Source organism: Curtobacterium sp. MCJR17_020 (assembly GCF_003234365.2).
Taxonomy (GTDB): Bacteria; Actinomycetota; Actinomycetes; order Actinomycetales; family Microbacteriaceae; genus Curtobacterium.
The window spans coordinates 3,670,478-3,683,871 of the sequence record NZ_CP126260.1; the positions used below are offsets into that span (position 1 = coordinate 3,670,478).

The window sequence follows — 13,394 nt, forward strand, 5'->3', positions numbered from 1 at the left end:
GCCACCGCCCGCAGGCCGGGAGGCCCGTGGCGGCCTGGCACCGGGCCTCCCGTCCGTCACGTGGTGACGACACGACGAAGGCCCCGCCTCCTTGCGGAGACGGGGCCTTCGTGGGATCACATCAGACTCAGTTGTAGGTGCCCGGCGTGAAGTCGTCCGACGAGAAGCTGTCGAAGTCGACGAAGCTCAGGTCGGCGTCCGAGAACGACGAGTCGTCCGCGAAGATGCGGTTGGGGTACCGCTCTGCCTTCGCTTCTTCCGTCGCGTTCACGTCCACGTCGCGGTACCGGCTGAGGCCCGTCCCGGCGGGGATGAGCTTACCGATGATGACGTTCTCCTTGAGGCCGACGAGGTGGTCCTGCTTGCCCTCCATGGCCGCCTGCGTGAGCACGCGGGTGGTCTCCTGGAAGGAAGCGGCGGACAGCCACGACTCGGTCGCGAGGGACGCCTTCGTGATGCCCATGACCTCCTGGCGAGCCGAAGCGGTCTTGCGACCCTCCTGCAGCGCCGCACGGTTCAGCATGTTGTAACGCGACCGGTCGACGAGCTCACCCGGCAGCAGGTCGGTGTCGCCGTGGTCGACGACGGTGACCTTGCGGAGCATCTGACGGACGATGACCTCGATGTGCTTGTCGTGGATCGGCACACCCTGCGAGCCGTAGACGTCCTGCACACCGTTGACCAGGTGCTTCTGGACCTCTCGGACACCCTTGACCCGGAGGACTTCCTTCGGGTCGACGGTACCGGCGATGAACTGCTCGCCGAGCTCGACGTGCTGGTTGTCCTCGATGAGGAGCGTCGCACGCTTGAGCACCGGGTAGATGAACGGCTCGTCACCGTTGTCCGGCGTGAGGATGATCCGACGGCCCTTGTCCGTGTCCTCGACGACGACGCGGCCGGGGGCCTCGGCGATCGGGGACGCGCCCTTGGGCGTACGGGCCTCGAAGAGCTCCGTGACACGCGGCAGACCCTGGGTGATGTCGTCGGCCGAGGCCGAACCACCCGTGTGGAAGGTACGCATCGTCAGCTGGGTACCGGGCTCACCGATGGACTGTGCGGCGATGATGCCGACTGCCTCACCGATGTCGACCAGGTTGCCGGTGGCGAGCGAACGGCCGTAGCACTTCGCGCAGACACCGACGGCCGACTCGCAGGTCAGGACCGAGCGCACCTTGATGCTCTCGACTCCGGCTGCCAGCAGCTTCTCGAGGAGCACGTCACCGACGTCCTCGCGAGCCTCGGCGACGACCGTGCCCTTGGCGTCCACGGCCTCGGTGGCCAGGGTGCGCGAGTACACGGTGTTCTCGACGCGCGGGTCGCGGACCAGCTTGCCGTCGGCGTCCACGGTCGCGATCGGCAGCTCGAGGCCACGGGTCGTACCGCAGTCGTCTTCGCGGATGATGACGTCCTGCGAGACGTCCACGAGACGACGGGTGAGGTACCCGGAGTCCGCGGTACGGAGCGCGGTGTCGGCAAGACCCTTGCGAGCACCGTGGGTGGCGATGAAGTACTCCGCCACGGTCAGGCCCTCGCGGTACGAGTTGATGATCGGGCGGGCGATGATCTCGCCCTTCGGGTTGTTCACCAGACCACGCATACCCGCGATGTTGCGGACCTGCAGCCAGTTACCACGAGCACCCGACGACACCATGCGGTTGATCGTGTTGTCGACGGGGAAGTTGTCCCGCATCTCCTGCGCGATCTCGTTGGTGGCCTCGGTCCAGATCTTGATCAGGTCGGCGCGACGCTCGGAGTCGGTGATCAGACCCTTGTCGAACTCGCCCTGCACCTTGGCGGCCTGGATCTCGTAGCCCGCGATGATCTCCTTCTTGCGAGGAGGCGTCACGACGTCCGACAGGGCGACGGTCACACCGGAGCGCGTGCCCCAGTAGAAGCCGGCGTCCTTGATCCGGTCCAGCGCAGCGGCCGTCTCGGTCTTGGAGTACCGCTCGGCGAGGTCGTTGACGATCGCGGACAGCACGCCCTTGTCGGTGACCTTCTGGACGAACGGGTAGTTCGCCGGGAGGGTCTCGTTGAAGAGCGCACGGCCCAGGGTCGTCTCGAGGAGGACGGTGTCGCCCTGCTCGTAGCCCTCGGGAGCTTCACCCTCGGCGAAGTGGACACCCGTCATGCGGATCTTCGCCATGGCGTTGAGGTGCAGCGTGTGCTGGTCGTTGGCCAGGATCGCCTCGGCGACCGAGGAGAACGCACGGCCCTCACCGACGGCGCCCTCGCGGACGGTCGTCAGGTGGTGCAGACCGATGATCATGTCCTGTGCGGGCAGGGTCACCGGACGGCCGTCGGACGGCTTCAGGATGTTGTTCGAGGCGAGCATCAGGATGCGGGCCTCGGCCTGGGCCTCCACCGACAGCGGCAGGTGCACGGCCATCTGGTCACCGTCGAAGTCCGCGTTGAACGCAGCACACACGAGCGGGTGGAGCTGGATGGCCTTGCCCTCGACGAGCTGCGGCTCGAACGCCTGGATGCCCAGACGGTGCAGCGTCGGCGCACGGTTCAGCAGCACGGGGCGCTCGCGGATGATCTCCTCGAGCACGTCCCACACCTGCGGACGCGAACGCTCGACCATGCGCTTGGCCGACTTGATGTTCTGCGCGTGCGACAGGTCGATCAGGCGCTTGATCACGAACGGCTTGAAGAGCTCGAGCGCCATCTGCTTGGGCAGACCGCACTGGTGCAGCTTCAGCTGCGGGCCGACGATGATGACCGAACGGCCCGAGTAGTCGACGCGCTTGCCGAGCAGGTTCTGGCGGAAACGACCCTGCTTGCCCTTGAGCATGTCGCTCAGGGACTTCAGGGCGCGGTTGCCGGTACCCGTGACCGGACGTCCACGACGACCGTTGTCGAACAGCGCGTCAACGGCTTCCTGCAGCATGCGCTTCTCGTTGTTCACGATGATCTCGGGGGCACCGAGGTCGAGCAGGCGGCGGAGACGGTTGTTGCGGTTGATCACACGACGGTAGAGGTCGTTGAGGTCCGACGTGGCGAAACGGCCACCGTCGAGCTGCACCATCGGGCGCAGTTCCGGCGGGATGACCGGCACGACGCCGAGCACCATCGCTGCCGGCGAGTTGCCGGTGGCGAGGAAGGAGCTGACGACGCGCAGACGCTTGATCGCGCGGATCTTCTTCTGGCCCTTGCCCTCGGCGATCTGCAGACGCAGCGCCTCGGCCTCGGCAGCCAGGTCGAACGCCTCGAGCCGGAGCTTGATCGCCTCGGCGCCCATGTAGGCGTCGAAGTAGATCCCGAACCGGTCCTGGAGCTCGTGGAAGACGGCGTCCTCGGGCTTGAGGTCGCCCACCTTGAGGTTGCGGAAGTCCTCCCACACACGCTCGAGACGGGTGATGTCCTCGTCGAACGACTTGCGGACCTGGGACATCTCCTTCTCGGCGGTGTCCTTGGTGCGGCGCTTGACGTCAGCCTTCGCACCCTCTTCCTCAAGGGCTGCGAGGTCGTCCTCGAGCTTCTTGAGGCGGTCGGCGATGATCGAGTCGCGCTGGCCCTCGAGGGTCTTGATCTCGAGACGCATCTCGTTCTCGAGACCCGGCATGTCCGCGTGACGGCCCTCTTCATCGATGTCGATGATCATGTACGCCGCGAAGTAGATGACCTTCTCGAGGTCCTTCGGCGCCATGTCGAGGAGGTACCCGAGGCGCGACGGGACGCCCTTGAAGTACCAGATGTGCGTGACGGGGGCAGCGAGCTCGATGTGGCCCATGCGCTCACGACGGACCGAGGACTTGGTGACCTCGACGCCGCAGCGCTCGCAGACGATGCCCTTGAACCGGACACGCTTGTACTTGCCGCAGGCGCACTCCCAGTCGCGGGAAGGACCGAAGATCTGCTCGCCGAACAGACCGTCCTTCTCGGGCTTCAGGGTGCGGTAGTTGATGGTCTCCGGCTTCTTGACCTCGCCGTACGACCACTGACGGATGTCCTCGGCGGTCGCGAGGCCGATCCGAATGGCGTCAAAGGAAGTTGCTTCGAGCAATGTTCTTCTCTCTTGCTTGATTCAGGCTTCGATGTACGGGCGGGATCAGATGTCGTCGACGGACGACGACTCGAACCGCGAGGAGATGTTGATGCCCAGCTCCTCCGCAGCGCGGAAGACCTCGTCATCGTTGTCGCGCAGGCTGACCGCCTGGCCGTCGGCCGAGAGGACCTCGACGTTCAGGCAGAGCGACTGCATCTCCTTCATGAGGACCTTGAAGGACTCGGGGATGCCGGGTTCCTGGATGTTCTCGCCCTTGACGATCGCCTCGTAGACCTTCACGCGGCCGAGGATGTCGTCGGACTTGATCGTCAGGAGCTCCTGGAGGGCGTACGCGGCGCCGTACGCCTCGAGCGCCCACACCTCCATCTCACCGAATCGCTGGCCACCGAACTGCGCCTTACCACCCAGCGGCTGCTGCGTGATCATCGAGTACGGCCCCGTCGAACGAGCGTGGATCTTGTCGTCGACCAGGTGGTGCAGCTTGAGGATGTACATGTAGCCGACCGAGACGGGCTCGGGGAACGGCTCGCCGGAGCGACCGTCGAAGAGCTGCGCCTTGCCGGACGAGCCGATCAGGCGCTCGCCGTCGCGGTTCGGGAGGGTCGAGTCGAGGAGGCCCTCGATCTCGCGCTCGTACGCACCGTCGAACACCGGGGTGGCGACCTTCGTGCCCGGAGCGGCGCTGTGCGCTGCCTCGGGGAGGGCCGATGCCCACTCCTGGATGCCCTCGACGTTCCAGCCCTGCTTGGCGAGCCAACCGAGGTGGATCTCGAGGACCTGGCCGAAGTTCATGCGGCCGGGGACGCCGAGCGGGTTCAGGACGATGTCGACCGGGGTGCCGTCGGCGAGGAAGGGCATGTCCTCGACCGGGAGGATGGTCGAGATGACGCCCTTGTTGCCGTGACGACCGGCGAGCTTGTCACCCGCGGTGATCTTGCGCTTCTGGGCGATGTAGACGACCACGCGCTGGTTGACACCAGAGCCGAGTTCGTCGTCGCCGTCCTGCGAGTCGAACACCTTGACGCCGATGATCGTGCCCTCTTCACCGTGGGGCACCTTCAGCGAGGTGTCGCGGACTTCGCGCGACTTCTCGTTGAAGATGGCGCGGAGGAGGCGCTCTTCAGCGGAGAGCTCGGTCTCGCCCTTCGGCGTGACCTTGCCGACCAGGATGTCGCCGGGGCGGACCTCGGCACCGATGCGGATGATGCCGCGCTCGTCGAGGTCGGCCAGCAGGTCCGGGCTGACGTTGGGGAGGTCACGGGTGATCTCCTCCTTGCCGAGCTTCGTGTCGCGGGCGTCGACCTCGTACTCCTCGATGTGGATCGAGGAGAGCGTGTCGTCCTTGATGAGGTTCTGCGACAGGATCATCGCGTCCTCGTAGTTGTAGCCCTCCCACGGCATGAACGCGACGAGGAGGTTCTTGCCGAGCGCGAGCTCGCCGTTCTCCGTCGCGGGACCGTCGGCGATGACCTCGCCCTGCTCCACACGCTCGCCGGCCGAGACGACCACGCGGTGGTTGTAGCTCGTGCCCTGGTTGGAGCGGTCGAACTTGCGCAGGTAGAAGGTCTGCGTGCCACCCTCGTCGAGCTGCAGGGTCACGGCGTCGGCCGAGACCTCGGAGACGACACCGGCCTTGTCGGCGGTGACGACGTCACCGGCGTCGATCGCGGTGTAGCCCTCCATGCCGGTGCCGACGAGCGGCGACTCGGAACGGAGCAGCGGGACGGCCTGACGCTGCATGTTCGCACCCATGAGGGCGCGGTTCGCGTCGTCGTGCTCGAGGAACGGGATGAGCGAGGTCGCGACCGACACCATCTGGCGCGGCGAGACGTCCATGTAGTCGACCTCGCCCTTGGCGACGAGTTCGACCTCGCCACCCTTCTTGCGGACGAGGACCTTGTCGTCGGCGAAGTGGAACGAGTCAGTCAGCGGCGCGTTGGCCTGCGCGACGACGAACTCGTCCTCTTCCGAGGCGGTCAGGTAGTCGATGGTCTTCGTGACCTCGCCGTTGACGACGCGACGGTACGGGGTCTCGATGAAGCCGAACGAGTTGATCCGACCGAACGACGCGAGCGAGCCGATCAGGCCGATGTTCGGGCCTTCCGGGGTCTCGATCGGGCACATGCGGCCGTAGTGCGACGGGTGGACGTCACGGACCTCGACGCCGGCACGCTCACGGGACAGACCACCCGGGCCGAGGGCCGAGAGACGACGCTTGTGCGTCAGGCCCGCGAGCGGGTTGTTCTGGTCCATGAACTGCGACAGCTGGGACGTTCCGAAGAACTCCTTGATCGCGGCGACGACCGGACGCACGTTGATGAGCGTCTGGGGCGTGATCGCCTCGATGTCCTGCGTGGTCATGCGCTCGCGGACGACGCGCTCCATGCGGGACAGACCCGTGCGGACCTGGTTCTGGATGAGCTCGCCGACGGCGCGGATGCGACGGTTGCCGAAGTGGTCGATGTCGTCCACGTCGAGGCGCAGCTGCACCGGCTCGCCGTCACGCACGCCGTTCAGCGTGGTCTTCTCGGCGTGCAGGGACACGAGGTACTTGATCGTCGCGACGATGTCCTTGACGGTCAGCACCGAGTCGGACAGCGGGGCGTCGATCCCGAGCTTGCGGTTGACCTTGTAGCGGCCCACCTTCGCCAGGTCGTAGCGCTTCGAGTTGAAGTAGAAGTTGTCGAGCAGCGCACGCGCGGCCTCGGCAGCGACCTGCTCGCCCGGGCGCAGCTTGCGGTAGATGTCCTTGAGCGCCTCTTCCTTCGTGAGGATGGCGTCCTTCTCGAGGGTCGACTCGATCGAGGCGAAGCCCTGGAACTCCTCCATGATCTCCTCGCTGGTCAGACCCAGCGCCTTGAGGAAGACCGTGACCGACTGCTTGCGCTTGCGGTCGATGCGCACGCCCACCTGGTCGCGCTTGTCGATCTCGAACTCGAGCCACGCACCACGCGAGGGGATGACGCGAGCGGAGTAGATGTCCTTGTCGGACGTCTTCTCCTGCTGGCGCTCGAAGTACACGCCGGGCGAACGGACGAGCTGCGACACGACGACGCGCTCGGTGCCGTTGATGATGAACGTGCCGCGTTCGGTCATGAGCGGGAAGTCGCCCATGAAGACCGTCTGCGTCTTGATCTCACCCGTCATGTGGTTCATGAACTCGGCGTTGACGTACAGCGGTGCGGCGTAGGTCTTGCCACGCTCCTTGCAGTCGTCGATCGAGTACTTGGGGTCCTCGAGCTCGGGCGCCGTGAACGAGAGCTGCATGGTCTCGCCGAGGTCCTCGATCGGGGAGATCTCCTCGAAGATCTCCTCCAACCCGGAGTGCAGGGCGAGGTCGGTGCGACCCTGCTCCTGTCCCTCTGCGAGACGGGCCTTCCAGACGTCGTTGCCGACGAGCCAGTCGAAGCTCTCCGTCTGGAGTGCGAGCAGATCAGGAACCGTGAGGGTGTCCGTGATCTTGGCGAACGAGAGTCGCGAGTGGTTGCGACCGTTCTTGGGGTTGGTGGATGCGTTGGGCGCAGCAGCCAAGGGTGTGACCTCCGTAGGCCCCGTCGGGCCGATACTGACGAGCAGCATGTAGGTGAGTAGATGATCGCTCGGCGATCCCCGCGAGTTCATGCCCTGCGACCACGCCGACGCGTGCCTGACGCGGAACGTCGGTGCACGTGTGGGATGATCTCCGTGAGCGGGACCCGCCGCCATATACGGGTCCGGCTGCACCAGGGCGAGTTGAGCTTGTACAACTCAGAACTCTGCGTCGACCGCAATATGACGACACGGATGCCAGGGAGCGCGAACTGCCATCATAGTTCGCGCCGAGTCGTGCTGTCCAGTCCTGGCTTGACCAGATTCGGCAGTGGCGTGTATAAGCCGCCGCGTGCCCGCGGAATTCCCAGCCCGCGACCGGCCCGCGCCCGCACGCGACGGCCCGCAACGGCCCACAACGGCCCACAACGGCCCGCAACGGCCCGCAACGGACTTGCGTACCCGCCCCGCGCAGTGGACCCGGCCGTGCGCTCAGCCGAGGCGCTCGCGCTCGACGTGCCCCGAGCCTCCCGGCCGCACCTGCCGTCCCGCCAGCGCACGGAAGGCGTCCTCGGGGCGGCGGGTGCGCACGAAGGTGACGCGGCCACGGTCGTCGGTGAGCTCGATCCCGAGTCCGGGGGTGAGGATCAGGGCGCGCACGCCGCGACCGATCCGCAGGCCGACGCCGCCGTAGGTGCGGGCGTCCGCCTCGACGAGTCGGACGTCGGTGATGCGCCGACGCGCGATGCGCCGTGGCGGCAGCGGCCGGAAGTGCAGCGTGACGTGCGTGTCGGTGACGGCGAACCCGGCCCGCGCGAGCAGCAGGAGCACGCCCGCCACGACGGCGACCAGCGCCGGCACGATGAGTGCGGTCTCCGGTGCGTCGCCGGGCCAGGCGGTCACCGCCGCGGTCAGCCCGAGCCCGCCGAGGAGCAGGACCGCGCCGACGACGCGCATCCAGGTGGGCGCCGTCTCGTGGTCGGCGTGGGCCGGACGGGAGGCGCGGGGCACCCGCGTCGTCCGGCTCGCGGTCGTGCGCGTGGTGGCGCGGGTCGTCGGTGCGGCCAGGCGTGCGGTGGGCACGCTCATCGTGTCGGCGGTCATGCGGGTCTCCTGCGGCTCGGCGGAGTGTTGCATCCCGTATTTTACATGACGGGTGCGATGTGATCACGGCCAGCGCGCGCGGGTGACCGGAAGGGGCACGCTGACGCGCGCCGACGGCGCGCACGCTCGAGCGGTGGGGGCGCTCGACGGCACGTCGTGGTCACGTCGGGAGGGCGGACGCGCGAGGTGTGGGGCACAGCACGCATCGACGCGGTTCCGCGTGACGACCGGATGAACAGTACGGAACGAGTCTTGGCGTCCGCTGGCCGTCCATGTGTACGCATTCACGTACCGGCCAGGACCGGTCAGCGCAGGACGCGCGCGACTGCCTCGGCACGGGTGGCGACCCCGAGCTTCGCGAAGACCTGGTTCACGTACGACTTCACCGTCGGCACCGTCAGGAACAGCTCCGCCGCGATCTGCGGGTTCGTCCGGCCCGCCGCGATGTGCTCGAGCACGTCGGCCTCGCGCGGGGTGAGGTCCGGGAACCGGTCACGCAGCGCCGGCACAGCGGGTGCGGACCCCGTCGCCCCGCCGCCGCCGGCGAGCTGCGCCACCAGCCGCGCGCCCACCGTCGCGTCGAACGTCGACTGCCCCGACGCGACCGCCCGGATCGCCGTCGCGATCTCGGTCCGTCCGGCGTCCTTCGTCAGGTACCCGCGCGCACCCGCCCGGAGCGCGGTCACGATCGACTCGTCGTCCGCGTAGGTCGTCAGCACGAGCACCGCCACCTGCGGGTGGTCGGCCACGATGCGCGCGGTCGCCGTCGGTCCGTCGGTACCGGGCATGCGCAGGTCCATCAGCACGACGTCGGGAGCGTCACGGTCCACCGCCGCGATCGCCTCGGCACCGTCGGCGGCCTCACCCGTCACCTGCAGGTCCGGCACGAGCGACAGCACCGTCACCAGGCCGTCGCGGACGATCGCCTGGTCGTCGACGACGAGGACACGGATGGTCACGAGGCCTCCCCCTCGGTGGTGACCACGGCATCCCCCTCGGTGGTGACCCCGGCGTCCATCGGCAGGTGCACCGCGACGACGAACTCGTCGTCGGACCGCTCCGCCTCGACCGTCGCGCCGCTGCCGAGCTCCTCGACGCGCTCGCGCATCCCGATCAGGCCCTGACCGCCGCCGGTGAGCGGGTTGGCCACGACGACGTCCACGGCGTCGCCGTCGCGGATGACGGACAGCGACACGGGGCGGCCGGGGGCGTGTCGGCGAGCGTTGCTGAGGGCCTCGCGGACGACCTGGACGACGGCGGCGCGGTGCGCCTCGTCGAGTGCGGCCAGGGTCGCGTCGCCCTGCACCACGATGGTGCCGCCGAACGAGCGGTGGGCGTCGACGAGGGCGGTCAGGTCGGTGCGGTCGGTGCGGGCACTGTCGGTGTGGCCCGGCTTGTCGTCGTCGGACGGCCGGGAGGCCCGGCTTGCGTCCGTCAGGTCGGCGCCGCGCGTCCGCGTGGCCGGCTGCAGTGCCGTGGCCTGGTCCGGGGTGGAGGCGCCCGGGGCGGTGGCGCGGTCCGGGGTGGTGGCGCGGTCCGGGGTGGCGTCGGGCTCGGCGTCCGCGTCGTCGCGCAGCGCGTGCACGGCTCGGCGGGCCTCGGCCAGGCCGTCCGCCGCCAGGGTCCTGGCCTCGCCGGCGCGCTTCGTCGCGTCGTCGACCCGGCCGGCCTCGAGCAGGGCCTCGACCGCGTCGAGCTGCAGGACGAGACCGCCCAACGAGTGCGCGAGGACGTCGTGGATGTCCCGCGAGGCCCGGGACCGGTCGGCGAGGAGCTGTGCCCGCTGCTGTTCCCGCTCGGCCTGCCGCGCACGCTGCGCCGCGACCCGGAACTGCCGGCGGCTGAACCCGATGAGCACGCCGAGCAACAGCCCGCCGCTCGTGCCGAGGACGAACTGGACCGAGGCGTGCTCGATCCTCGCGCAGACGGCGATGACCACCACCGCCCCCACCGCGGCGACCGCTGCGCCCCAGACCGGCACCCGGAGGTTCGCGCCGAGCAGGACGAGCCCGACGATCACGGGGACGATCATGAGCGAGTCGGTCGCCACCACGGTGAGGGACCCGGCGACGATCATCACCGTGCCCGCGACGACGAGCAGCTGCGGCGTCCGGCCGAACTCACGGAGTGCCCACGCGGCGAGCGCCACCGCACCGAGCACCCACACCCACGCGGGGGGCTGCAGCTCGAGTCCGTTCTTCACGAACCAGAACCCGACGATCACGATGCCGAGGGCGTTGAGTCCCCAGGCGGTCGCCGAACGGGACCGACCCCCGGGGAGGTCGGTCGGGTCCTGTCCGCTCAGCAGGGTCACCGCACCATCATGCCGCGGGTGGTGCGGCCACTGGCGGTCCGGTCTCCGCGGTCGCTCTGGTCTCCGCCGTGTCCGCGCGGGATGCGCTGGTCGATGACCACGGCGCGTGCGGCGCGGTTCAGGGCGAGCACGAGCAGGATCGCGCCGGTCGAGGTGAGCAGGTGCGCACCGAGGTGGCCGCCGAGCACGTCGAGGCCGACGCGCACGGCGATGAGCACGATCCAGAGCGACGCCCCGAGCCACCCCGTGCGGGACTGGATCGTCCGACCCTTGCTGTCCGGGGTGGCGACGGTGCGGAACCGGGTGATGGTGCCCATCGTCAGGCCGACGCCGATCGTGATCAGGGCCTCGATGCCGAGGAACACGACGTCGGTCGTGGTGATCGTCGCCCCCGACTGCGCCAGGACCACCACGCCGACGATCGCCATGGTCATCGGCGTGCGCCAGATGCGCGCCGGGTCGAGGTACTGCCAGGTGGCCTGGCGGTACCCGAGGAAGCCGACGAGTGCGACGCCGATCAGGACGTTGACGAGGAGCTGGACCGACATGGTGTGCCTTTCGAGGTGACCCGGCGGGACGTTCCCGACCGATGGATCCAGCCTCGTTCCGGGGCGCCCGCGGGCACACCAACCAGGGGTGGGGGCCCGGGTGGTGATCGTGGTGCCGGTCGGGTGGTGTTCGATTGACGGCATGGCTGATGCGTTCGACGGGTTCCGGATCGGTGCGGGGTACTCGGTGGTCGAGCCGGACCGGCACCGCCCGGGGTCCTTCACGCTCGTGGTGGACGGCACTCCGCAGTCGCACGTCGACCTCGAGGACCCGACCCACCTGGCGTTCGAGTACATCCGGCGGATCGGGCACGCCATCGACCTGCTGCCGTCCGGCCCGGTCACGGCGCTGCACCTCGGCGCCGGCGCCCTGACGCTCCCCCGGTACGTCGCGGTGACCCGGCCGGGCTCGCGCCAGCAGGTCATCGAGCTCGAGCGCGACCTGGTGGACCACGTCCGCGAGGTCCTGCCGTTCCCCCGCGGTGCGTCGATCCGGGTGCGGTACGGCGACGCGCGCGAGGTGCTCGGCAAGCTCCCCTCCGGGCTGCGCGGCACGGTGGACCTGGCGGTGGTGGACGTCTTCGGCGGCTCGCAGATCCCGGCGCACGTGACGAGCATCGAGTTCTACCGCGAGGTCGCTGCGTTCCTGTCACCGACCGGCATCGTCGCCGTGAACGTGGCCGACGGCGCGGGCCTCGCGTTCGCGCGGGGGCAGGCGTCGACGCTGCAGGCCGTGCTGCCGTCGGTCGCAGCGGTGGCGGACACCGGCATGCTCAAGGGGCGACGGTTCGGGAACATCGTGTTGCTCGGCTCGCCGACCGAGCTGCCGATCGCCGAGATGCCGCGGCGGTACTCGTCGGACCCGATGCCGGCGAAGGTCGTCCACGGTGCCGAGTTGCGGGCGTTCATCGCCGGGGCGCCGATCGTCACCGACGCGACGGCCGTGGCGTCACCGGAGCCGAACCGGAGCGTGTTCGGCGCCTGACCCCGCGGTGACGACGGGACGGCGCGCCAGGCCGTTGCCGGACACTCGGCGGATGCGGCTGTCAGGATGGTCTGAACGACCGCGCAGGTGCGCGACCGAGCGATGGGATCCCCTGATGACGAACGACGACCGGAGCAACCAGGACCGGACGGGCGACGGCCAGGCGCCGCGCTGGGGCGAAGCCCCGCAGCAGCAGCCCGCCGCCGACGCACCGCGGTACGGCGAGCGGAGCGAGCCGACGCCGCAGTACGGGCAGTCCGCCCCGCAGTACGGGCAGTCCGCCCCGCAGTACGGCGAGCAGCAGGACCAGTACGGGCAGCAGCAGGACCAGTACGGCCAGCAGCAGTACGGCCAGCAGCCGTACGCCGCGGCGCCCGCGAGCTCCGGTTCGCCCGCCTGGCAGAGCTACGAGGAGCCGAAGGCCAAGAAGAAGACCCTCGGCGTGATCGCGTTCGTCGTCGGCCTCGCGGCGCTCGTCGTCGGTGTCATCGGCGGGTACCTGTTCGGACAGGCGTTCGGTGGCTCCGACGCGTTCCGCGACTCGATGGAGAACAGCGGGGCGACGCCGAGTGATTCGCAGATCACCGAACTGATGACGTCGTCCAGCGCCGTCACCGGATCCCTCATGTTCTACCTGGGCACCGCACTCGGCCTGTGGGCGATCGTGCAGGGCATCATCGCCGCCGTCACCAAGCGCGGGCGCGCCTGGGGCGTCTTCGCGATCGTCCTCGCCGTCGTCGCGGTGATCGCGTTCGCCATCGCCATCGGCATCGCGGCAGTCGCCGCGAGCGGGATGTCCTGATCCGCTGAACCGGTCCGCAACGGCCCGTCGTGCTCCGGCACGGCGGGCCGTTCCGCGTCCACCGGCGCGAAGCCTGAGCGCGTCGCACCGGCCGCTCCCGG

The 13,394-nt window shown here is 69.0% G+C and carries 8 protein-coding genes; 2 read left to right on the forward strand and 6 right to left on the reverse strand.

The genetic code is table 11. The features are described from left to right. Positions 1-127 precede the first annotated feature (127 nt). From rpoC to DEJ14_RS17560, 6 genes are all read right to left on the reverse strand, one after another. A complete protein-coding gene (rpoC, locus tag DEJ14_RS17535) occupies positions 128-4,009 on the reverse strand; it encodes a DNA-directed RNA polymerase subunit beta' (RefSeq protein WP_111083489.1) in 3,882 nt (1,293 codons plus the stop codon). A gap of 45 nt (positions 4,010-4,054) precedes the next feature. Continuing rightward, on the reverse strand, positions 4,055-7,543 hold the full coding sequence (gene rpoB, locus DEJ14_RS17540) for a DNA-directed RNA polymerase subunit beta (RefSeq protein ID WP_111083490.1): 3,489 nt from the start codon (positions 7,541-7,543) through the stop codon (positions 4,055-4,057). 489 nt (positions 7,544-8,032) lie between these two features. Next, positions 8,033-8,644 carry a hypothetical protein gene (locus tag DEJ14_RS17545; protein ID WP_146249645.1) on the reverse strand — a complete coding sequence of 204 codons (612 nt, stop codon included), beginning with the start codon at positions 8,642-8,644 and terminating at the stop codon, positions 8,033-8,035. A gap of 305 nt (positions 8,645-8,949) precedes the next feature. Further along, entirely contained in the window at positions 8,950-9,603 is a 654-nt protein-coding gene (locus DEJ14_RS17550) for a response regulator transcription factor (RefSeq protein WP_111083492.1), read from the reverse strand. Then, complete coding sequence (locus DEJ14_RS17555; protein WP_111083493.1) at positions 9,600-10,958, reverse strand: sensor histidine kinase; 1,359 nt, start codon at positions 10,956-10,958, stop codon at positions 9,600-9,602. Before DEJ14_RS17555 ends, DEJ14_RS17550 begins: the two co-directional genes overlap by 4 nt. Then, positions 10,955-11,506 (reverse strand): hypothetical protein, encoded by a 552-nt coding sequence (locus DEJ14_RS17560; protein WP_111083494.1) that lies wholly within the window; start codon positions 11,504-11,506, stop codon positions 10,955-10,957. Before DEJ14_RS17560 ends, DEJ14_RS17555 begins: the two co-directional genes overlap by 4 nt. 142 nt (positions 11,507-11,648) lie before the next feature. Between DEJ14_RS17560 and DEJ14_RS17565 the strand changes: the two genes are divergently transcribed. Then, entirely contained in the window at positions 11,649-12,491 is an 843-nt protein-coding gene (locus DEJ14_RS17565; RefSeq protein ID WP_111083495.1) for a spermidine synthase, read from the forward strand. Between the two features lie 115 nt (positions 12,492-12,606). Next, entirely contained in the window at positions 12,607-13,293 is a 687-nt protein-coding gene (locus tag DEJ14_RS17570) for a hypothetical protein (protein WP_111083496.1), read from the forward strand. Positions 13,294-13,394 lie beyond the last annotated feature (101 nt).

Bases quoted from the DNA above. Each gene is read 5' to 3' on its own strand.
- DEJ14_RS17545 (WP_146249645.1), bottom strand. From the start codon at position 8,644: ATGACCGCCGACACGATGAGCGTGCCCACCGCACGCCTGGCCGCACCG.
- DEJ14_RS17560 (WP_111083494.1), bottom strand. From the start codon at position 11,506: ATGTCGGTCCAGCTCCTCGTCAACGTCCTGATCGGCGTCGCACTCGTC.
- DEJ14_RS17565 (WP_111083495.1), top strand. From the start codon at position 11,649: ATGGCTGATGCGTTCGACGGGTTCCGGATCGGTGCGGGGTACTCGGTG.
- DEJ14_RS17570 (WP_111083496.1), top strand. From the start codon at position 12,607: ATGACGAACGACGACCGGAGCAACCAGGACCGGACGGGCGACGGCCAG.